Annotated in this window: 15 protein-coding genes; 8 read left to right on the forward strand and 7 right to left on the reverse strand. The window is 71.9% G+C overall.

Annotated elements, in window-relative coordinates:
- Nucleotide 1 precedes the first annotated feature (1 nt).
- On the forward strand, nucleotides 2-1426 hold the full coding sequence (locus tag ABN273_RS26495; RefSeq protein ID WP_349451715.1) for a carboxyl transferase domain-containing protein: 1425 nt from the start codon (nucleotides 2-4) through the stop codon (nucleotides 1424-1426).
- Between the two features lie 178 nt (nucleotides 1427-1604).
- Here the strand turns inward: ABN273_RS26495 and ABN273_RS26500 are convergent, their stop codons facing one another.
- The gene (locus tag ABN273_RS26500) at nucleotides 1605-2099 is read right to left on the reverse strand and encodes a DUF3145 domain-containing protein (protein ID WP_349451716.1); all 495 of its coding nucleotides are present in this window, start codon (nucleotides 2097-2099) and stop codon (nucleotides 1605-1607) included.
- Nucleotides 2100-2274: 175 nt separating this feature from the next.
- Here ABN273_RS26500 and ABN273_RS26505 point away from each other — a divergent pair, with 175 nt between their 5' ends.
- From ABN273_RS26505 to ABN273_RS26520, 4 genes are all read left to right on the forward strand, one after another.
- Nucleotides 2275-3288 (forward strand): S8 family peptidase, encoded by a 1014-nt coding sequence (locus tag ABN273_RS26505; protein WP_349451717.1) that lies wholly within the window; start codon nucleotides 2275-2277, stop codon nucleotides 3286-3288.
- A 72-nt stretch (nucleotides 3289-3360) separates the two neighbouring features.
- Nucleotides 3361-3888, forward strand: coding sequence for an RNA polymerase sigma factor (locus ABN273_RS26510; protein WP_349451718.1), 528 nt, complete (start codon nucleotides 3361-3363; stop codon nucleotides 3886-3888).
- Entirely contained in the window at nucleotides 3885-4331 is a 447-nt protein-coding gene (locus tag ABN273_RS26515) for a hypothetical protein (protein WP_349451719.1), read from the forward strand. The genes ABN273_RS26510 and ABN273_RS26515 overlap by 4 nt, the downstream gene beginning before the upstream one ends.
- Before the next feature lie 77 nt (nucleotides 4332-4408).
- On the forward strand, nucleotides 4409-6958 hold the full coding sequence (locus ABN273_RS26520) for a CHAT domain-containing protein (RefSeq protein ID WP_349451720.1): 2550 nt from the start codon (nucleotides 4409-4411) through the stop codon (nucleotides 6956-6958).
- 98 nt (nucleotides 6959-7056) lie between these two features.
- On the opposite strand, the gene ABN273_RS26525 is transcribed toward ABN273_RS26520, so the two are convergent.
- The 4 genes from ABN273_RS26525 to ABN273_RS26540 all read right to left on the reverse strand — a co-directional run bounded on the left by ABN273_RS26525 (nucleotide 7057) and on the right by ABN273_RS26540 (nucleotide 13049).
- The gene (locus tag ABN273_RS26525) at nucleotides 7057-7878 is read right to left on the reverse strand and encodes a sulfurtransferase (RefSeq protein WP_349451721.1); all 822 of its coding nucleotides are present in this window, start codon (nucleotides 7876-7878) and stop codon (nucleotides 7057-7059) included.
- Nucleotides 7875-9212 (reverse strand): alkaline phosphatase family protein, encoded by a 1338-nt coding sequence (locus ABN273_RS26530; protein ID WP_349451722.1) that lies wholly within the window; start codon nucleotides 9210-9212, stop codon nucleotides 7875-7877. The genes ABN273_RS26525 and ABN273_RS26530 overlap by 4 nt, the downstream gene beginning before the upstream one ends.
- Before the next feature lie 118 nt (nucleotides 9213-9330).
- Nucleotides 9331-9921, reverse strand: coding sequence for a DUF5998 family protein (locus ABN273_RS26535; RefSeq protein ID WP_349451723.1), 591 nt, complete (start codon nucleotides 9919-9921; stop codon nucleotides 9331-9333).
- 134 nt (nucleotides 9922-10055) lie between these two features.
- The gene (locus ABN273_RS26540; protein ID WP_349451724.1) at nucleotides 10056-13049 is read right to left on the reverse strand and encodes a bifunctional acetate--CoA ligase family protein/GNAT family N-acetyltransferase; all 2994 of its coding nucleotides are present in this window, start codon (nucleotides 13047-13049) and stop codon (nucleotides 10056-10058) included.
- Nucleotides 13050-13190: 141 nt separating this feature from the next.
- Between ABN273_RS26540 and ABN273_RS26545 the strand changes: the two genes are divergently transcribed.
- Nucleotides 13191-14084 carry a carbohydrate kinase family protein gene (locus tag ABN273_RS26545; protein ID WP_349451725.1) on the forward strand — a complete coding sequence of 298 codons (894 nt, stop codon included), beginning with the start codon at nucleotides 13191-13193 and terminating at the stop codon, nucleotides 14082-14084.
- A gap of 360 nt (nucleotides 14085-14444) precedes the next feature.
- On the forward strand, nucleotides 14445-14978 hold the full coding sequence (locus ABN273_RS26550; RefSeq protein WP_349451928.1) for an ABC transporter substrate-binding protein: 534 nt from the start codon (nucleotides 14445-14447) through the stop codon (nucleotides 14976-14978).
- Here ABN273_RS26550 and ABN273_RS26555 read toward each other — a convergent pair.
- A complete protein-coding gene (locus ABN273_RS26555) occupies nucleotides 14971-17076 on the reverse strand; it encodes a RecQ family ATP-dependent DNA helicase (RefSeq protein WP_349451726.1) in 2106 nt (701 codons plus the stop codon). The genes ABN273_RS26550 and ABN273_RS26555 overlap by 8 nt on opposite strands.
- Nucleotides 17077-17179: 103 nt before the next feature.
- Nucleotides 17180-18004 carry a TauD/TfdA dioxygenase family protein gene (locus ABN273_RS26560; RefSeq protein ID WP_349451727.1) on the reverse strand — a complete coding sequence of 275 codons (825 nt, stop codon included), beginning with the start codon at nucleotides 18002-18004 and terminating at the stop codon, nucleotides 17180-17182.
- Nucleotides 18005-18382: 378 nt separating this feature from the next.
- Between ABN273_RS26560 and ABN273_RS26565 the strand changes: the two genes are divergently transcribed.
- A complete protein-coding gene (locus ABN273_RS26565; protein WP_349451728.1) occupies nucleotides 18383-20899 on the forward strand; it encodes a DNA gyrase/topoisomerase IV subunit A in 2517 nt (838 codons plus the stop codon).
- The last annotated feature ends 93 nt before the right edge of the window (nucleotides 20900-20992 follow it).

A 20992-nucleotide genomic window follows, 5' to 3' on the forward strand; every position in this document is an offset into this window, starting at 1 on the left:
CATGACCGTGCTGGACAACCGGGTGGCGACAGACGACTCCGAACAGGAGCCTGCCGATCCCCGTGATCCAGTCGTCCGGCTGACCGCGCTGCTCGACGAGGGCTCGCTGCGGCCGATCACTCCCCAGGACAAGAGCGGTGTGCTGGCCGCCATGGGCCGCGTCGAGGGTGTTCCCGTCGTCGCCTTCTGCAGTGACGCCCGCTACCAGGGCGGCGCGATGGGCAGCGAGGGCTGCGAGCACATCGTGCACGCCTACGACGTGGCCGTCCGTGAACGGGTGCCGATCATCGGGATCTGGCACTCCGGCGGTGCGCGACTCGCCGAAGGCGTCGAGTCGCTGCACGCCGTCGGCACCGTCTTCGCCGCCATGACGAAGGCGTCCGGTGTGGTGCCGCAGATCTCCGTGGTCGTCGGCCCGGCCGCCGGCGGCGCCGCCTACGGCCCCGCGCTGACCGACCTGGTCATCCTGGCCGACTCCGGCCGCATCTTCGTCACCGGCCCCGACGTGGTCCGCAGCGTCACGGGCGAGAGCGTCGACGCCGCGGCCCTGGGCGGCCCCGAGCCCCACAGCAAGCGCAGCGGCGTCGTGCACGTCGTCACCAAGAGCGAGACCGACGCGTACGTCAAGGCACGCCAGCTCGCCACGCTCCTCGGCCACCAGGGCCGGGTGCGCACCGGAGAAATCGAGGAAGTGGACTTCTCCACGCTGCTGCCCGACTCGGCGAGGCGTGCCTACGACGTCAAGCCGCTGGTCAACGGCCTGCTCGATGAGCCGGGCATCGAGCTGCACCCCAAGTGGGCGCCGAACATCGTCACGACGCTGGGCCGCCTCGGTGGCCGGACGGTCGGTGTGATCGCCAACAACCCGATGCGGCTGGGCGGCTGCCTCGACGCCACGTCCGCCGAGAAGGCCGCCCGCTTCGTTCGTATGTGTGACGCCTTCGGCGTGCCGTTGGTTGTCCTCGTGGACGTGCCCGGTTACCTGCCCGGGGTCGGGCAGGAGCACGACGGGGTGGTCCGGCGGGGCGCCAAGCTGCTGCACGCCTTCGCCGAGGCCTCGGTGCCGCGGGTCACGCTGGTGACGCGGAAGGCGTACGGCGGGGCGTACATCGCGATGAACTCCCGCGCGCTCGGCGCCACCAAGGTGTTCGCCTGGCCCACCACCGAGGTGGCGGTCATGGGAGCGGTGGCGGCCGTACGCATCCTCAAGCGGCGCGAGCTGGCCGCCGCGCCGGAGGAGGAGCGGGCGGAGCTGGAGCAGCGGCTGGCCGAAGAGCACGAGAAGCTGGCCGGAGGGCTCGTCCGGGCTCAGGAGCTGGGGGTCATCGACGAGGTGATCAAGCCTGCGGAGACGCGCGGCGCCGTCGCCAAGGTCCTCGCCCAGGCCACGCCGGCCCGCGGCGCCCACGGCAACATCCCGCTGTAACCCTCTCCAGGCTCTTCCGAAGGACCTCGCCGACATCGGCGGGGTCCTTTTGACATGCTCCTTTGGCGGGTCCGCACCCCGCCTTCTCCCTTTGTCGGACCCGTGCCGAGTTCCCAAGAGGCCCCGCACCGGCGTCGGTGCGGGGCCTGCGCGGTTGAGGCGAACCCGTGGCGGGGGGTCAGACGGCGGCGTGCAGCCAGCGGACCGGGGCGCCGTCGCCCGCGTACCGGAACGGCTCCAGCTCCTCGTCCCAGGGCCGCCCGAGCATCTTGTCCAGCTCGTCCTCCAGCACGCACCGCCCCTGGGCCGCCATCATCATCGCGGCTCTGAGCCGGTCCTCTGGGATCATGATGTCGCCCGAGGCGCCGATGACCGCGGTGAAGGCGCCGAGGGTCGGCGTGTAGGCGTGCCGGGACCCGTCCACACCGGGCGAGCCGTCCTCGGTGATCTCGAATCGGAGGCGCTGCCAGCCCATGAGAGAGGAGGCGATGGCCGCGGCGATGCCCGCGCGCCCCTCCCATTCCGCCTGCGCGCGCACGACGTTGGGCGCGGCGGGTTGCGGCGTCCACGTCAGGTCTACGGGCACGCCAAGGACACCCGCGACTGCCCATTCGATGTGAGGGCACAGCGCGGGCTGAGCCGAGTGGACGTAAAGGACGCCACGAGCAGACACCGGACCTCCCGTTTCGGTACGAGGTGCGCCTTCCCCAACGGCCTCGCCCCGGGATGATCACAAGTGACTAGGGAGAGACTACCGTCGGTCGCTATCTGACACCAGAGGGGGGCCATACCAACTTGGTGCCGGAGTGGCATGTGACAGTTGCACGAGCGGGGATACATACCGCCTCATGGAAATCCAATCTGTCGGCGCGGCGTTCATCCGGCCTGGTCAGCTGCTGACCGACCGCACGGCGCTGTCCGCCGCGTCGCGCTGGACCCAGGCGGTCTCGGAGGCGGACGGCGTCTGCGTGATCCACCTGTCGCCCGGCGCCGACCCCTGCGAGATCACGGCCGAACTACGCGAGAAGGGCTTCAGAGCGTCGCCGAACCACGTGTTCCGCGGCCAGCCCCTGTTCTTCGGCGGTCCCGCGTCCAGACCTTTCCCCGTTCCGCCCATCCACCACAAACTGGGCCGATCCCACTCGGACGTGGTCGTGGGCCTGCTCGACACCGGCGTGGCCAAGCACCCGTGGTGGGCCGGCAGCGACTGGTACGGCCAGACCGCCCCCGAGGACGCCGACGCGACGGAGGGCTCGCAGGCCGGCCACGGCACGTTCATCGCCGGCCTGCTGGCCCGCCGGGCGCCGGGCGCGGCGCTGCGCGTGCACCGCGTGCTCGACGGCGACGGCATCGGCGACGAGGCGACCGTCGCCCGCGCTCTCCACCGCATGCGCGAGCGCCCGCCGCAGGTGCTCAACCTCTCCTTCGGCGGCCACACCTTCGACGACCGGCCGCCGCAGCTGCTAGGCGACGCCATCGCCGCGCTGCCGGACACGGTGACCGTGGCCTGTGCCGGCAACACCGGGTCCGACCGGCCGTTCTGGCCCGCGGCGATGCCTGCCGTGGTGGGCGTGGCCGCCGTGGACGCGTCCGAGGAGCGCAGGGCCCCCTACTCCGGCCACGGCACCTGGGTGGACGCCTGCGCCCGCGGCGACTGGCTGACCAGCAGTTTTCTGGACGGAGGCGACTTCGCTGGATACGCGACGTGGAGCGGCACATCGTTCGCCACCGCCCTGGTGGCGGGGGCCGTGGCGGACGCGGCCAAGAGCGAGCCGGCGAAGGAGGTGGCCCGGCGGCTCTTCGACTCGGAGGAGACCCGGCAAATTCCCGATCTGGGAGTTCTCATCCCGTCGAGTCTGTAGAGTTTACGCTCAGTCCTCAAGCAATCACGGGGAGGCATGATCGCCTGCTCGTGCCGGACGGAAGGAGGCCGCATGCGGGATCCAGCGGAGTTGCTCGTCGCGGTCGCCGAGGGAGACCGGTCGGCTTGGGACGAGCTGGAGTCCACGTTCGGGCCGCGCATGTGGGCCGTTGCCCGCGCGTGCGGCCTGAGCCCATCCGACGCGGCGGATGCGGTTCAGGGCTCCTGGCTGCGCCTTCTGCAGCATCTCCAGAGCATCAGGGATCCGGCGGGGGTGGGAGGCTGGCTCATGACGACCGTGCGCCGCGAAGCCCTCCTGCTGCTGCGGAAGGAGCGCGCGGGCGTCTCCTCCTTCGAGGTCGTCGAAGGCCCTGACCCGGAGTCCGCCGTCCTGGAGGCCGACGGCAGGCGCCTGCTCTGGAAGACGGTCTCCACCCTGCCCGAACCCTGCCGGTCACTCCTCCAGCTGGTCGCTAATGACGTCGGCAACCAGCAGATCGCGGCTCGGCTCGGGTTCCCCATCGGCAGCGTCGGTCCGACCAAGGCCCGCTGCCTCGAAAAACTGCGCACTCTGCTCTCACTACAGGAGACCGCGCAATGATCAACGATGAATACTTCCTGGCGGCCCTCCGGTTGGCCGCCGGGAACGACCCGATTCCCGGTCACGTGTCCGCCGCCGCACGTGACGCCTACGGGCTTCGGGTCCCGGGAGCGGTCACGGCCGCCCCCGGCGAGTGCGCCGCAGCCGGCGGCGTACGCGATGGCGAGGGCTGCCACCTGGTGCGCTTCGTCACGGCGGATCTCACCTTCGATCTGGAGGTGACGATCGGCGACGGCCTCATCGATGTCGCTGGACATATCTCCCCGAACCCAGGAGAGGGAGCTCTCATCGATGTGAAGACCCCCCATCTGACACTCACCCGGCGGATCAGCGCCACCGGCGAGTTCGCCGTCACCGGACTGCCACCGGGCTGGCTCAGCGTGGTGTGCCACCGGGTCGGCCAGAAACCCGTCCAGACCAGATGGGTACGCATCCGTCCCTGACCCTCCCGACCTGACCTCCAACCGACCAGCCGAGAGAGGCGCGTCCCTCTCTCGGCCGTTCCGCTCCAAGGCCCGACATGAGCGCGACACCAGATTCACCCGGCGACCGCGACCCGCTCGTCGTGGCGGCCGAGGCCGCCGTCATGCGCTCCCTGGTCGATCCCGATCACGCGCTCCAGGCGGGCCGCTTCGTCCTGTCCGCCGCACGCCGGGCCCGCAACCCCGAGGCCGAGGCCGTCGCGCTCAGGGCCATCGCGCTGGCCGCCCGCGAGCTGGGCGATCTCCGCGACGCCGAGCACCACCTCCGCGAGGCCATCGCCACCGAGGGCGCCCCGCCGGAGCGGGTCGCCCAGGCCCGCCTCTCCCTCGTCACCGTGCGCACCGAACGCGGCCACCCGCTCCAGGCCCTCCGCGTCGCCGCCCAGGCCTGGTCGCACCTGTCTCCGCTCGACCGCGCCAAGCTCGACACGCAGCGCGCGGTGGCCCTGGCCCGTCTCGGCCGCCACCAGGAGGCCATCGCGTCCTGCGACCGCGCGCTGCGCGTGCTCGTGAGCGCGCCCGGCACCATCGACGACCGCAGGTTCCTGGCGGGCGGGCTGCTCAACCGCGGCCTCGTCCACTCCTATCGTGGCGACTGGGACGCCGCCATGCGCGACCTCACCGCCTGCCTGGAGATCTCCCAGCGCTCGGGGCTGCGGCACCTGGCCCGCCTGTCCGCCGCGAACCTGCCCTTCCTCGCGGTACGGCGCGGCGACATCGCGGGGGCGTTCAAGCACTACCGCGAGGCCGAGGACACCCTGTTCGGCTTCCCCGAGCGGCTGGCCACGATGCGGGCGGACTTCGCCGGCGCCCTGCTGGCCGCTCACCTGCCCGGCGAGGCCAGGGCCATGCTGAGCCTGGCCGTGCCCGATCTCGAGGCGTCGGGCGCGCACGTGGCGCTGGCCGAGGCGCGGCTGAAGCTGGCCCAGGTGGAGCTGCTCACCGGCGACCCGCACCGGGCGCGGCAGGTGGCCGAGCAGGCCGCCGCCGAGCTGGCCGCGCAGGAACGAACCTCGTGGCTGCCGCTGGCCAAGGAGGTCGTTCTGCGCTCCCGCCTGGCGCTCGAACCCGTCACGCCCGCCCTGGTCGCCGAGCTGGTCGCGTGCGCGGACGAGCTGGAGGACGGGCTGGCGCAGCTCGAGGGGGCGGCCACGTTGCGGCTGGTGGCGGCCGAGGCGGCGCTCGCCCTGGACGACCACCCGACGGCCTCGGCGCAGCTCGCCATGCTCACCGAGCACGCCGAACGGGAGGAGCCGTGGGCCCCGGCCGGCACCCAGCTGACCTCGCTGGCCGCGGAGCCCACGCGGACGCAGGAGATCCCGGTGCCCGTGCGGCAGCACGCGCTCGCGCTGGAGGCGTCGCTGCAGGAGGACGCCACAGGGGCGTTCCGGGCGGTCCGTAACGGGCTGTCGGAGGTGAGCGAGCGGGTGGAGACGTTCGACGACCCTTCGCTACGCGCCCACGCGGCCAGGGCCGGGGAGCGGCTGGCGGCGTTCGGGCTGGGGCTGGCGGTGCGGGGAGGGTGTGCGGGGGAGGTGTTCGAGTTCGCGGAGCGGTGGCGGGCGGTCGCGGCGCCTTCCCATGCGTGCTCCCCGGTGGCCCCCGATCGGGTGCGGGCCATGGTGGGGTCCGGGGCGCTGGTGGAGTTCGTGGCGGACCAGGACGCGCTGCTGGCCGTGGTGATCACCGGGGAACGGGCGGTGCTGCGGCGGGTCGGCGACGTACGGCCGATCAAGGAGGCGATCGTCCGCCTGCGTTACGCGCTACGCCGGCGGTGCACCGAACGCCACACCGCGCCGTGGCAGGCCGGCGGGCAGGACCCCTGCGACGTGGGGAACGCCGAGGCGGCGGGCCTGGAAGTCGAGCGGTTGTTGTTGCGCCCGCTGCTGGCCGAGCTGGGTGACGGGCCGCTGGTGGTGGTGCCGGTGGGCGCCCTCCACACGGTGCCGTGGGGTGCGCTGCCGTGCCTGCGCGAACGTCCGGTGACCGTGACCGCCAGCGCGGCCGCCTGGGCGCACGCCCGCGAGCTCGGTCTCGCCCGCCGGGGCGGGCCGCCGGTGGTGGTGGCGGCAGCCGGACCCGCTCTGGCGCACGCGCACGCCGAGGTGGCGAACGTGCTGGCCTGCCACCCGGACGGCCGCGAGGTGCCGGGGCACACCGGGGCGGTGTTGAAGGCGCTGGAGGTGGCCGACGTGCTGCATCTGGCCGCGCATGGGGTCTTTCATGCACGTAGTCCGCTGGTGTCCGGGATCACCTTGGAGGACGGCTCGCTCATGGCGTACGACCTGCTGGACGTCCCCCGGTCGCCGGGGCTGGTGGTGCTGTCGGCCTGCAATTCCGGGATGTCGCGCACGCCGGTCGAGGGGGCTCCGCTGGGCCTGCCCGGGACGTTCCTGGCCAAGGGGTCGTCGTGTGTGGTGGCCGGGCTGGTGCCGGTGCGCGATGAGGGGGCTCGGGCGCTGATGAGCATGTTCCACGAGCTCGTGGCGGCAGGCCACCCACCGAACGCGGCCCTGGCGTCCGCCGCGGCCAAGACGGGTGAGACCGGCTTCGTCTGCTTCGGCGCAGGCGACCTGCCGTTGTACTGACGCTGGGTGGTACGGACCCGCCACTCTCGTCGCGGACCCGCCACTCTCGTCGCGGACCCGCCACTCTCGTCGCGGGCCCGTTACCGATGCGCGGAAGGTCAGCCGGTGGCGACCGGCCTGGAGGGATCGGCGACCCAGTTGGACCAGGAACCCACATAGAGCGCGGCGGGCAGGCCCGCCACCGCCAGCGCCAGCACCTCGTGTGCGGCCGTCACGCCGGAGCCGCAGTACGCGCCCGCCTGAACGCCCTCGCGGACCCCGAGCCCGGCGAAGCGGTCACGTAGCGCGGCGGGGTCGAGGAAACGGCCATCGGGACCCACGTTCTCGGTCGTGGGCGCGCTGACGGCCCCGGGAACGTGCCCGGCCACCGGATCGATCGGCTCCACCTCGCCCCGATAGCGTTCGGCGGCCCGGGCGTCGAGCAGCACGCCCTGGGTGGCCAGCGCGCCCGCCTCGTCAGCCGTCAACATCGGCATCCCGCCCGGCCTCGCGGTGAAATCCCCCTCGGCGAGGTCGGACCCCGGAACGTCCTTCGTGGTTGGGAGCCCGGCCTCGATCCACGCGGGCAGCCCGCCGTCGAGCACGCGAACGTCCTGGTGGCCGAAGTAGCGCAGCGCCCACCACGCCCTGGCCGCGACCGTGGACCCGGCGTCGTCGTAGACCACCACCGGCCGCCCGTCCGACACTCCCAGCCGCCGCATCGCGCTCTGGAACGCGCCCGCCTCGGGCAGCGGATGACGCCCGCCCTCGCCGGGAGGCGCCGCGAGGTCCTTGTCCAGATCGCAGTAGACGGCGCCCGGAACGTGCCCCTCGCGATAGGACTCCACGCCGGGCGGCCCGCCCAGCCGCCAGCGAACGTCGAGCACCGTCACGTCGTCGAGCGCGGCGAGTCCGGCGGGTGTGATCAGCGGGCTGGTCAAGTGCGTACCTCCAGGAGCGGGACATACTGCTCGGCCGCCGTCATCGAACCGTGGTATCCGATGAAGAGCGCCTCGATCCGGTTGCGGGTGGGGGCGGTGATGGCCAGGTCGGTGTAGGGCACGGCCACGACGTCGCCGATGCGTTCCAGCCACGTGTCCCGCACCCGTGGCCCGAACCACCCTGACTCGACCGCCTCCTGTCTGGACACTACCCAGGCTTTCCCCCTGAGGGTGTCGCGCCACGCCTCCAGCACGTCTTTCCCGGCTCCCCGCTCGGCGTAGACGTGCCTGGCCCTGGCCTCCCCGCCGAGCAGGGCCACGCCCTCCGTCAGCTCGGGAACTTTCTCAGCGTCGATCTTCTCGGTGGCGTTGACCATGCCGTGGTCGGCGGTCACGTAGAGGGCGGACCCGGGAGGCAGTCCCTCGGCCAGCCGGCGCGCCATGTCGTCGACGACGGCGAGCTGCCTGAGCCACTCCTCGCTCCCCCAGCCCGTCATGTGCCCGGCGGTGTCCAGATCGCCGTAGTAAACGGTGAGATGCGCCGAACCGGCCCGCATCGCCTCGTGCACCCGCGCGACGCGGTCGTCCACGGCGTCGGCGGCCACGTAACGCACGCCTCGGTAGACGGCCCTGGTCAGCCCGGTGCCTTCGAACTCGGCGGGACCGACGTAGACCGAGTCGATCCCGGCCCGGACGGCGCGCTGGTAGACGGTCGGGGCGGGCTGCCACTGGTCCGGATCCATGGTCAGGCCGCCGGGCAGGGTCCAGCGCAGGCAGTTGAACAGGTGGCCGGTGCCGGGCACGGCCAGCGTCAGCCCGAGCATGCCGTGCTCGCCCGGCGTCAGGCCGGTGCCGAGGGAGCAGAGGCTGGTGACGGTGGTGGCGGGGAATCCGGCGGTGAGCGTCCTGCCCGCCAGCGAGGAGAGGAACGGGGCGGCCTCGGCGTGCGCCCGCAACAGCTCGGCCCCCAGACCGTCCACCAGGAAGAGGCAGACGCGCTGCGCGGGCTCCAGGACGAGCGGAGGATCGCTCGCTGCGGTGAGGGCGGTGGCCGCGTCGCGCGCGTCCGGCGCGCCGGACGTATTCGCCGTGATGGGGGTGGCCGCCGCCGGGTTCGGCGTGCTCGCCGTGCCGGACACGTCCGCCGTCGTTTCGGGAGCGCTCACCGTGCCGGGCGCGTCCGCCGTATCCGGAGCGCTTGGCATGTTGCGCGCGGTCGCCTTATCGGGAGCGTTCGCCGTCCCAGGAGTGCCAGGCTCGCGCACGCCCAGCGCCGCCAGCATCGCGTCAGGCAGATCTGCCAGCGACCCGCCGCCGTACCCCGGCACCAGCATGCCCATCATCCTATGCCTTCGAGGATCTCTCCCTTTTCTCCTGGGTCTTTCCGCCCTCCCTTACGAGCGCATGGCGGGCTGGTGCCCACGCCCATCACCGGGCGCTGACCGGTGGCGGTCAGGAGGCGGCGCGGGCGGTGGCCTCGGACAGGGCCTTGGCGAAGGCGAGGACGTGGGTGACCGCCTCGGGGCCGTCGGCCGCCTCACTGACCCTGAGCGACAGGTCGTCGGCCGTGATCGCGCCCGTGTAGCCGTGGTCGGCCTCGCAGTTTTCGTCGCCGCACGTAGCCGGCTCCAGGTCCACGTGGGAGATGGCGCCCCAGCCGATCGTGAGCGTCGCCTCCGTGGGAGGGACGCCCGGCACGTATGAGGCCGGGTCGGGCACCACGCGGGTGACGGCGACCGACTGGACGCGGCTCAGCCGTACGGCCTCCGTGGTCGTGGAGGCGTGGGACGTCGAGACGCCCTCCACCGCGGGGTGCTCGTCGGTGTGGCAGACCAGCAGCCGCGTCGCCGACAGCACCAGCACGGTGACGTGTCTGCGCACCTCCATCGCGGGATCGAACGTGGCCTCGTGATGGACCACGAAGGCGGTCACCGCCTCCTTGCCCAGCGCGGATTCGACCGCGTCGGTGACGAGGTCGGGGTAGTAGCCGCTGCGCTCGATCGCTTCGCGCAGGCCCGCGGCGGAGACTCGGGTTTCCCTCATGGGTCCATCCTGCCAGGGCCGGGCAGTACACTCACCCGCCCCATATAACGCTCTATAACGTCTTTTATCCAGGCATCAGGCGGCACTTGCTTCACTTCTTTTGCCGCCATTCGCCGTCATTCGCTGAGAGCTGATCACGAGAGCCTCCGGGGGCCGCCGTCGAGGCGCGGGCCCGCCGGAGTGCGCAGGGTGGCGCGGGCGCCGAGGATGATGACGTTCGACTCGCCGACGAGCACCTGGTCCAGATCCAGCCTGGCCACCTCGGGCAGGTCGCCGGCCAGGCGGCCGACGCGTACGAGGAGGTCTTCCAGGGCGTCCACGGCCACGGGCGGGTAGCCGTACTGGCCGAAGAGCAGCGGGGCCGCCCGCACGGAGCGCACGAGCGCGGCGGCGTCCTCGCGGGTCAGGGGGGCCAGGCGGAACCCCTGGTCGAGCAGGAGGCGCGCGGTCACCTCGCCGAGCCCGAACGACACGACGGGGCCGAACGCGGGGTCCTCGACGGCGCCCACGACGGTCGGCACGGCGGGCTGCGGCGCCATCCGCTGGACCGCCAGCTCCACCCCCTCGCCCAGCTGATCGGCGAACCCGGCGAAGGCGTGGCGCACCATCTCGGGGCCTGTCAGGCCGAGCCGGACGGTGCCCGCGCGGCGCGAGGCGCCGGGGTCGGCCACCTTGAGCACCACGGGCCACCCGAGCCGCTCGGCCGCCGCCACCGCCTCGTCCGGCGAGCGCACCACCTCGGCCGGCCAGACGGTCAGGCCGTAGCAGGACAGCAGCTCGGTGGCGTCGACCTCGACCGGCGGCCCCGCCTGGGCGAACACACCCGCCGCCGATTCGCCGGCGACGCCTCCGGGCCCGGGGGCGCTCGGAAAGGCCGGCTCCGTAGATGCGTCCGGCGACCGGTCTGAGGGCACGCCGGACGAGCCCGCCGCCGTTGCATCGGCACCATCTGACGCCTCCGGCGCCTCGCCCCGAGCACTCGCCGTGCCGCCCACGGGACCGGCCGAGGCGGACGACGGCTTGCCGGCCGGGGTCGGCGACGGCTGGGCGCCCGGGGCGGGCGCCGACTCGGCGGCCGGGGCCGAAGAGGGCGACGGCTGGGCGGCCGAAGCAGGCGCGACGGGCGGGGTGGGTGCGGTGGTGGACAGGGCCGTGTGGACCAGGTCCTTGGCGCGGGCCGTGTCGATGTCGTCGAGCTCGGGTGGCGGCACCGCCGGGTGGGCGCGCCACCTCGCGTAGCGGACGACGTGCGCCAGTGCCCTGACCGCCTCCTCAGGCGCCGCGTACGACGGGATCGAGCCGCGCGACGGCGTCACCTCGCACCCCGGCACGCGGGTCTCGACGCGCAGGGCCGGATGCATGCCCAAATGGCCCTGGAACGTCGCGAGCACCGGCTTGGCAGAGTCCGTGGAGACCCGTAGCAGCTCGGCCGCCACCTCGTCCGTGTCGCCGGGAATGGGCGGCATGTAGATCACGACGGCGGCGTCCACGTCGGGGGAGGCGAGTTCGCCGGCGAGCGCCGTGCCGAACTCCGCGGCTCCGGCGGCGGGACCCAGGTTGACCGGCGGGCGCGGCTCGAGGCCGACGGCGAGGCAGGCGTCGGCGGCGAGCAGGCCGAGGGCGTCTGAGTTGGTCACGAGCGCGACCCTGGGCCCGGCAGGCAGCGGTTGGTACGCCAGCAGCTGGCCGACGTCGAAGAGCTGGATGAGGTCGTCGACCCTGATCAGCCCCGCCTGCTCGATCAGCGAGCTGATCGCCGAGTCCGGCAGGCCCAGCTCCTCCGCCGAGTGCCCGGCGGGGGTGCCGCCGCTCTTGACCACCACGACGGGCTTGCTCCGGGAGATGCGCCTGGCCAGCCGGGTGAACTTGCGCGGATTGCCGAGCGACTCCAGGTAGAGCAGGATCACCTCGGTCGAGTCGTCTTCCTCCCAGTACTGCAGCAGGTCGTTGCCGGAGACGTCGGCCCGGTTTCCGGCGGAGACGAACGACGAGATGCCCATGCCGCGCTGCGCCACCCGCTGGAGCAGCGCGGTGCCGAGCGCGCCCGACTGGCTGAAGAAGCCCACCTTGCCCCGGCACGGCAGGGTGGCGGCGAGGGTGGCGTTGAGCTTGACGGCGGGGTCGGTGTTGGCGATGCCGAGGCAGTTGGGGCCCACGACGCGCAGCCCGTACGAACGCGCGAGGCGAGCCAGCTCGTCCTGCCTGCCCTTGCCCGCCGGGCCGGTCTCCCCGAACCCCGACGAGACCACCACCAGGCCGTGCACGCCCTTCTCCGCGCACTCCTTGACCACGTCGATCACGCCGGAGGCGGGCACGGCCACCACGGCCAGGTCCACGTCGCCGTCGATGGCCCCCACGCTCGGGTAGGCCCGCACGCCCGCCACGGCCCGCACCTCCCGGTGCACCGGATAGACGGGGCCGGTGAAGTCGGCGGCCAGCAGGTTGCGCAGGACGGTCTGGCCGACCCCGCCGGGCTCGCGGGAGGCGCCGATGACGGCGACCGAACCCGGGGTGAGCAGCCTGGCGATGGACCTGGACTCGGCCCGGTGCTCGCGCGCGAGCGTGACCTCCGTCGAGGTCTCGGTGGGGGTGAGGTCGAGCGTCATGCGTACGACGCCGTCCTCGAACTGGCTCTGTGCCGTGTAACCGGCCTGGCGCAGCAGGCCCGTCATGCGCATGTTGGCGGGCAGGACGTCGGCGACGAAGCGTTCGATGCCGCGCTCGCGAGCGGTGGCCGCCAGGTGCTCCAGGAGCACGGAGGCCACGCCCCTGCCCTGGTGCGCGTCCTCGACGAGGAAGGCCACCTCGGCCTCGCCCGGTCCGGTGCGGTCGTAACGGATGACGGCGACCATCTCGGTGCCGATGGTGGCGATCAGCGCGACGCGGTTGACGTAGTCGACGTTCGTGAACCGCTCGACTTCCCTGTCGGAAAGCCGGGGCCTCGGCCCGAAGAACCGGAAATAGATCGACTCGTCTGACAGACGCGAGTAAAAAGAGCGGAGGCGGTCCGCGTCGGCGGGCTTGATCGGACGAACATGAGCCGTGCCGCCGTCGGCCAGGACGACATCGGCCTCCCAATGGGCCGGATAGTTTGCCTCCACAATCACGAGCGTAAACCCGCATCCCATATGCCAAGACCGGGGTCCCCGTTGGGCAACGCTTGTGCATCGACTGCAGCCCGGTGTCATGGGTCCGCCCCACGGACAGCCCGGAAGCTGTTAGTTTTGCCGTGGCCAGGCTCGTTCTGAAGGCAGCAAGGTGGTGACATCATGACGCGGGTCGTCGTGGTGGGCGATCTCATGACCGACGCGGTCGCGCGCGCCCGTTATGCGCTCGCCAGGGCGAGCGACACCCCGGCGATCGTGACCATGCACGGCGGCGGCTCGGGGGCCAACGTCGCCTCGTGGCTGGCCGTCGAGGGTGCCGAGGTGGCCTTCATCGGCCGCAGGGGCGCCGACATCACGGGGCGAAACCGCGACATGGAACTGATGGGCTACGGCGTGGACGCCCGGCTCGTCATGGACCCCGAGCGGCCCACGGGCACCTGCGTGGTGCTCGTCACGCACAAGGGCGAGCGCACCATGCTCTCCGACCCGGGCGCCAACGCGGCGCTGTCGCCCGAGGACCTGCCGCGCGACCTGTTCACGGGCGGCTCGCACCTCCACCTGTCGGGCTACACGCTGATCAACGAGGGCTCGCGTGACGCGGGCCTCGCGGCGCTCGACATGGCCAGGCGCAGCGGGATGTCGATCTCGGTCGACTGCGCCTCGTCCGCGCCTCTGGACCGTACGGGGGCGGAGCCGTTCCTGGAGTGGACCAACGGGGCCAAGCTGCTGTTCGCCAACATCGAGCAGGCCAAGGTGCTGACCGGACGCGACGACGCCGAGGCCGCCGCCAAGGTGCTGACCGCGTGGTTCCCGCAGGTCGTCATCAAGATGAACGCCGAAGGCGCCCTCTGGTACAGCAACGGCCGCCCCGACCCGGTCCGCGTGGCCGCCGAGCCGGTCGACAAGATCGTGGATGGCACGGGGGCCGGAGACGCGTTCAGTGCCGGGTTCCTGCCTGCCTGGCTGGCGGGCAAGCCGCCGGCGGAGGCGCTCGCCTCGGGCTGCCGGCTGGCGGCGAAGGCGATCATGCACCTGGGCGCCCGCCCGCCGTTCTGACCGGCCCTGTTTCTGCTGCATGCCCGAGCAGCGGTCACCCTTGCGGATGCGCCTGATCGGCGCTCTGGGCGGTCCGGGGCGAGTTCCCCGTTGCCGACTGCTCTCCGCCGCTATGGTGGGCAAGTCGGGATTTAGCGCGACATAAGGGAGCCGGATGCAGGGCGTGCGTCCGTTACGGCCGGGTGACCCCACGTCGGTCGGCTCGTACGAGGTCACCGGCTTTTTGGGCGAGGGCGGACAGGGCAGCGTCTACCTCGGCATCTCCCCCGCCGGCGAGCGGGTCGCGATCAAACTGCTGCACGCCAGGTTCGCCGACGACGAGCAGGCGGTACGCCGCTTCCGCCGCGAGGCCGAGGCACGCTGGCCGCGTGCGGGCAGCCGTCCGGGTTCGCCGTCACGTACCTCTATCGGGACCAGCCCGCAGAGCAGAAGGCGGCCGAGGTCGTCCAGCAGAGCCTCGCCCGCGTGGGCATCCAGGTCACGCTGAAGAAGGCCCCCGTCGTGGAGTTCTACAAGGCGTACGGCGGCAACCCCGAGTACCTCAAACAGAACAAGATCGGCCTGATCGCGAAGACCTGGGCACCCGACTGGCCGGATCCCGAGTCGTTCCTCACGCTGATCGCGGACAGCAGGCAGATCAACAAGGAGTTCTCGTTCAACGTGAGCGTCCGCGTCAGGGCCCTCGACTCCCTCATGGATCAGGCCAGGGCCGAACTCGACGCGGGCAAGCGGGCCGGCTTGTGGAGCCAGGTGGAGTCGAGGCTCGCCCAGGAGGCCGTGCTCGTCCCGCTGGCCTGGACGAGCACTCTGCTGCTACGCGGCCAGAACGCCACGAACGTCCACGTCAGCCCGGTCTATGGCGACTACGACCTGCTGACCGTGGGCGTCAGGTAGTGGTGGCCAGGGCGAGCGGCAGCACCGCCGGGGCGCCCGCGTGCCGCACGAGGGCCGCCGCGAGCGTCATCGTCCACCCCGTGTCGACGCGGTCGTCCACGAGCAGCACCGGCCCACCGCACTGAGCGATCGAGGCGCCGAGCTCCCTGGGCATGGCGAGCGTGGCCCTGACCGCCTGCACTCGCTTGGCGCTGTTGAACTGCTGCCCGGGCGAGCCCGCCCGATATCCCAGCTCCCCCAGGTAGGCCAGCCGCCCCACGGACGCCAGCCGCTCGGCGAACCCGCGCACGAGCGCGGGCCGCGTCGCGGACGGAACGTTCACCACGGCGACGGGCCGCTCGCGCCAGTCCCAGCCCGACAGCACCTGCACGACGGCCTTGAACATGTCGTCGGCCATCGGCCCGTCGTCCCCGTTGAACAGCTCCCGCAGCCGGTTGCCCCACCCGATGTCGGTCAGCCGGCCGAGCGCCCGGCCGGGCTCTGCGCCCAGGTCGGGCTTGATCCGCCCGGACAGGTCGGGCAGCCCGGTCGGCCACTGCTTGCGTGCCTCGATCTCGACGCCCGGCCTGCTCAGCCGCTGGCGGGCGCTCTCGACGGCCTGCGCGCCGATCTCCGGCGACCGGTGCCGCCCGGTGCAGTTGTCGCAGCGCCCGCACGGCCTGGCGGCCTCGTCGTCGAGGTGCCTGCGCAGGAACTGCTCCCTGCACTCGGACGTCGTCAGGTAGCCGAGCATGGCCTCCTGTTCGGCCCTGCGCTCGGCGGCGATGCGGGCGTAACGCTCGGCGTCGTAGGTCCACGGCTCGCCGGTGGCCTCCCAGCCGCCCTTGACCCGCCGGACCGCGCCGTCCACGTCGAGCACCTTGAGCATCATCTCCAGCCGGCTCCTGCTCAGGTCGACGGCCGTTTCGAGGGCCGGCGTGGACATGACGCCGCCTTCTCCGAGCGCGTGGAGCGTGGCCCGTACGACGGGCTCGGGCGGGAACGCCAGCGAGGCGAAATAGGCCCAGATCTCCCGGTCCTCCACCCCCGGCAGCAGGATCACCTCGGCCCGCTCGACCCCGCGCCCCGCCCGGCCGACCTGCTGGTAGTAGGCGACGGGCGACTGCGGCGCCCCCACGTGCACCACGAACCCCAGGTCCGGCTTGTCGAACCCCATCCCCAAGGCGCTCGTCGCCACCAGCGCCTTGAGCTTGTTGTTCAGTAGCGCCTCCTCGGCCGCCAGCCGCTCCGCCGGGTCGGTCTGCCCGGAGTAGGCGGCCACCTCGAACCCCTGCTCGCGCATATATCCGGCGATCTCGTGGGCGGCGGCGACGGTGAGGGTGTAGACGATGCCGGAGCCGGGCAGCTCGCGCAGCGTCTGCGCCAGCCACGCCAGCCGCTGCTCGGCGGTGGGCAGGCGCACGACGCTCAGGTGCAGGCTCTCCCGCTCCAGCGGCCCGCGCAGCACGAGCGTGCCGTCCCCGTCGTCGTCGGGCAGGCGCATCTGCTCGGCCACGTCACGGGTGACGCGGGCGTTCGCGGTGGCGGTGGTGGCCAGGACGGGGATGCCCGGCGGCAGGTCCTCGAACAACGTGGCCAGCCTGCGATAGTCCGGCCTGAAGTCGTGCCCCCAGTCGGAGATGCAGTGGGCCTCGTCCACCACCACGAGCCCGGCGCTCTCGGCCAGCTCGGGCAGGACGTTGTCGCGGAAGTCGGGGTTGTTGAGCCGCTCGGGGCTGACCAGCAGCACGTCGACCATGCCCTCGGCGACCTGGCCGTAGATCTCCTCCCAGGCCTCGGGGTTGGCGGAGTTGATCGTGACGGCCCTGATGCCGGCCCGCTCGGCGGCGGCGATCTGGTTGCGCATGAGCGCCAGCAGCGGCGAGACGATGACCGTGGGGCCCTCGCCGAGCTCGCGCAGGAGCGCGGTGGCCACGAAGTAGACGGCCGACTTGCCCCAGCCGGTGCGCTGCACGACGAGCACCCGCCGCCGATCCACCACCAGGGCCTCGATGGCGGCCCACTGGTCGTCGCGCAGCACGGCGTGCTCGCCCGCCAGCGCCCGCAACCGCTCCTCGGCCTCTTCCCGCAGCATCGCGACATCGGGGGCTTCAATCATGCCCCCCTTGTTACCACGCCCCTTCGATGCCCGCGTCCCTCATGCGCCGCCGTCCGTGGCTGAGGCCCCGCAAAACACCCGTCTCGTACCTGATTCCAGGGGCTCAAGCGGGATCCGCGTGCTCGGGGAAGGCGTTGATGGTGACGCGGTGCATGCGGCGGCGTTCCGTGTAGTCGGCCACCGCGTAGTGCTGGGTCGGGCGGTTGTCCCAGAAGGCGAGGGTGCCGGGCCGCCAGCGCAGCCGGAGCTGGTACTCGGGCGAGCGGATGTGGTCGATCAGGAGCGGCAGCAGCGCCTCGTTCTCCCGATCCGTGAGCCCCACCAGGCGCGTCGTGGAGGCGCGGTTGACGAAGAGGGCCTTGCGGCCGGTCTCGGCGTGCACGCGCACCACCGGACGCTCCACCGGCGGCCACTTCGCCTGGATCTCGGCCAGGTCGAACGGGTGCCCCTTCGCGATCGCCTTCGTCATCGACATCGTGATGTCGTGCACGGCCGTCAGCTCGTCACACAGCCGCTGCAGCGAGGGCGAGAGCGTCTCGTACGCCAGGTACGTGTTCGCCCAGCACGTGTCCCCGCCCACGCTGGGCAGCTGGACGCAACGGAGCAGGGAACCCATCGGCGGGGTGGGTTCGAAGGTGTTGTCGCTGTGCCACTCGTCGCCGCCCTCGCCCTTCGGTGAGGTCTGATCGAGGATGTGGATGGGGCTGGCGGAGTCCTTCTTGAAGGCGGGGTGGTTGAGCGTGCCGAAGTTCAGGGCGAACTGCAGGTGCTGCTCGTCGTCGATGTGCTGGTCGCGGAAGAACAGCACGAGGTGCTTGAGCCAGCCCGCCCGCAGGGTCGTGACCTCTTCTTGTGACAGCGGTTTGCGCAGATCGACCCCGGTGACCTCGGCGCCGATGTGCTTGGTCACGGGATGGAACTCGATCATGACGCCTCCGGGACGACGGGATCCTCGTGCGGCGAACGTAACACCAAGCAATTGCTTGGTCAAGTGCCGTCCGGCGTGTCGATCGAACACGCATGCGAGAAGTTGTTGGGATCAAGTATCATCTTGACGTATGGATACGCCACAGGGGACGTGGCTCGTGCCATCATCTCCAGGGGCGAACACGCCGGAACCCACACCGGTCGCGTGGCCGTACGCACCTCTGGCCGTCATCGCAGCGCGATCATTCGGGTTACGTCGCCGCCTCACCCGCCGATCTGACGCTACTCCAGCGAGCTGACGGATACGGTTACCGCACAAGGACAGAAGGAGGATGCGCTTCCCCTCGGCGCGACGGCCGAGGCAGCCGCGCAGCACAAGATGGCCCGACGCACGACTGCACCCCCACCTGAGGACTTCGAGGAGCGGATCGTCGACATCGACGTCACCTCCGAGATGCGCACCAGCTATCTCGAGTACGCGTACTCGGTGATCTACCAGCGCGCCCTGCCCGACGCGCGTGACGGCCTCAAGCCCGTGCAGCGGCGCATCCTCTACTCGATGAGCGAGATGGGCCTGCGCCCCGACCGCGGGCACGTCAAGTCGTCGCGCGTCGTCGGCGACGTCATGGGCAAGCTGCACCCCCACGGTGACAGCGCCATCTACGACGCCCTCGTGCGCCTGGCGCAGCCGTTCTCCATGCGCCTGCCGCTCGTCGACGGCCACGGCAACTTCGGCTCCCCCGACGACCTGCCCGCCGCCATGCGTTACACCGAGGCCAGGCTGGCCCCGGCGGCGATGCTCATGGTCGAGTCGCTCCACGAGGACACCGTCGACTTCAAGCCCAACTACGACGGCCAGGAGACCGAGCCGGTCGTCATGCCGTCGGCGTTCCCCAACCTGCTGGTCAACGGCACGAGCGGCATCGCGGTCGGCATGGCCACCAACATGGCGCCGCACAACCTCGGCGAGGTCGTGGCCGCCGCCCGCCACCTGATCAAGAAGCCCGGCGCGACGCTGGACGAGCTGATGACGTTCGTGCCGGGTCCCGACCTGCCGACGGGCGGCTCGATCATCGGGCTCCAGGGGGTGCGCGACGCGTACCAGACGGGGCGTGGCACGTTCCGCATGCGGGCCAAGTGCACGGTGGAGCAGATCACGCCGCGCCGCAAGGGCATCGTCGTCACCGAGCTGCCCTACAACGTCGGCCCCGAGCGCGTCGTCACCAAGATCAAGGAGCTGGTGACGTCCAAGAAGCTCCAGGGCATCGCCGATCTCAAGGACCTCACCGACCGCCACAAGGGCCTGCGGCTGGTCATCGAGATCAAGAACGGCTTCATCCCCGAGGCCGTCCTCGAGGAGCTCTACCGGCTGACGCCGATGGAGGAGACGTTCGGCATCAACAACGTCGCCCTGGTCGACGGCGAGCCGCGCACGCTCGGGCTGCGCGAGATGCTGCAGGTCTATGTCGACCACCGGCTCGAGGTGGTGCGCCGCAGGTCGGAGTTCAGGCGGCGCAAGCGCGAGGAGCGCCTCCACCTCGTCGACGGCCTCATCATCGCCCTGCTCAACATCGACGAGGTCATCCAGGTCATCCGCGCCTCCGACGACTCGGCGCAGGCGCGCACGCGGCTGATGGACGTGTTCGACCTGACCGACATCCAGGCCGCCTACATCCTGGACACGCCGCTGCGGCGGCTCACCAGGTACGACAAGCTGGAGCTCGATCAGGAGAAGCAGACGCTGAGCGACGAGATCGCGCAGCTCACCGAGATCCTCTCCTCGGAGACCAAGCTCCGCCAGGTGGTCTCGGGTGAGCTGGCCGACGTGGCCAAGAAGTACGGCACGCCGCGCCGCACCGTGCTGCTGGAGTCGCCGGGCGTCACCCGCACCCCGGTCGCGGAGCTGCAGGTGGCCGACGACCCGTGCCTGGCGCTGCTGTCCTCGACCGGCCTGCTGGCGCGCACCCCCGACGCCTCGCCGCTGCCCGGCGAGGGCGAGCGTGCCGCGCACGACGTGCTGGTGTCGGCCGTGAAGACATCCGTACGCGGCGAGGTGGGCGTGGTGACGTCGCTGGGCCGGCTGATCCGGATCCAGGTCGTGGACCTGCCGACGCTGCCTGCCACGGCCAACCCGCCGACCCTGTCGGGCGGGCACCCGGTCTCCGAGTACGCCTCCCTGCAGCCCGACGAGAAGGTGGTCGGCCTCGGCTCCCTCGACCCTGACGGCCCCGGCCTGGCCCTGGGCACGGCTCAGGGCGTGGTCAAGCGGGTGGTGCCCGACTACCCGGCCAACCGCGACGACTTCGAAGTGATCACGTTGAAGGACGGCGACAGCGTGGTGGGCGCGGTCGAGCTCGTCTCCGAGTCGCACGACCTGGTGTTCGTCTCCTCAGACGCCCAGCTGCTGCGCTACCCCGCCTCGCTGGTGCGCCCGCAGGGCCGCCCGGCGGGCGGCATGGCGGGGATCCGGCTGGACGACGGCGCCCGGGTGATCTGGTTCGGAGTGGTGGATCCCGAGCGTCCCGCGCACGTGGTCACGGTCGCCGGATCCTCCACGGCACTGCCAGGCACGCAGGTGGGCGGCGGCAAGGTGTCCGACTACGCCGAGTTCCCCGCCAAGGGCCGGGCGACGGGCGGGGTGCGGGCCCAGCGCTTCCTGAAGGGCGAGGACGAGCTGCTGCTGGCCTGGGCCGGCCCGGCACCGGCCAAGGCGGTCTCGAGCGTGGGCAAGCCGGTGCCGCTTCCGGAGGAGCTGGGACGCCGGGACGGCTCGGGCGTCCGGCTCACCCACACCATCGGCGCCATCGGCGGCGCCCTCGCCTCGACCACGGACTCTTTCACTCCAGAGGTCACGGCGTCAGCGGCCTCGTCGGAGGACGAACAACCATCGCTCTGACGCTTCCCCGGGGCCGGCTCGGTACGTGACGCGCGTGCCGTCCTGGCCGCTCTGGGCACGGCCGCGGCGCTGCTCGAACGTTCGAAGACCGGC

This window comes from Nonomuraea sp. B19D2 (assembly GCF_040137845.1).
In the GTDB taxonomy this organism is placed as follows: domain Bacteria; phylum Actinomycetota; class Actinomycetes; order Streptosporangiales; family Streptosporangiaceae; genus Nonomuraea.

Bases quoted from the DNA above. Each gene is read 5' to 3' on its own strand.
- ABN273_RS26495 (WP_349451715.1), top strand. From the start codon at position 2: ATGACCGTGCTGGACAACCGGGTGGCGACAGACGACTCCGAACAGGAG.
- ABN273_RS26505 (WP_349451717.1), top strand. From the start codon at position 2,275: ATGGAAATCCAATCTGTCGGCGCGGCGTTCATCCGGCCTGGTCAGCTG.
- ABN273_RS26510 (WP_349451718.1), top strand. From the start codon at position 3,361: ATGCGGGATCCAGCGGAGTTGCTCGTCGCGGTCGCCGAGGGAGACCGG.
- ABN273_RS26515 (WP_349451719.1), top strand. From the start codon at position 3,885: ATGATCAACGATGAATACTTCCTGGCGGCCCTCCGGTTGGCCGCCGGG.
- ABN273_RS26520 (WP_349451720.1), top strand. From the start codon at position 4,409: ATGAGCGCGACACCAGATTCACCCGGCGACCGCGACCCGCTCGTCGTG.
- ABN273_RS26530 (WP_349451722.1), bottom strand. From the start codon at position 9,212: ATGCTGGTGCCGGGGTACGGCGGCGGGTCGCTGGCAGATCTGCCTGAC.
- ABN273_RS26535 (WP_349451723.1), bottom strand. From the start codon at position 9,921: ATGAGGGAAACCCGAGTCTCCGCCGCGGGCCTGCGCGAAGCGATCGAG.
- ABN273_RS26540 (WP_349451724.1), bottom strand. From the start codon at position 13,049: ATGGGATGCGGGTTTACGCTCGTGATTGTGGAGGCAAACTATCCGGCC.
- ABN273_RS26545 (WP_349451725.1), top strand. From the start codon at position 13,191: ATGACGCGGGTCGTCGTGGTGGGCGATCTCATGACCGACGCGGTCGCG.
- ABN273_RS26555 (WP_349451726.1), bottom strand. From the start codon at position 17,076: ATGATTGAAGCCCCCGATGTCGCGATGCTGCGGGAAGAGGCCGAGGAG.
- ABN273_RS26560 (WP_349451727.1), bottom strand. From the start codon at position 18,004: ATGATCGAGTTCCATCCCGTGACCAAGCACATCGGCGCCGAGGTCACC.
- ABN273_RS26565 (WP_349451728.1), top strand. From the start codon at position 18,383: ATGGCCCGACGCACGACTGCACCCCCACCTGAGGACTTCGAGGAGCGG.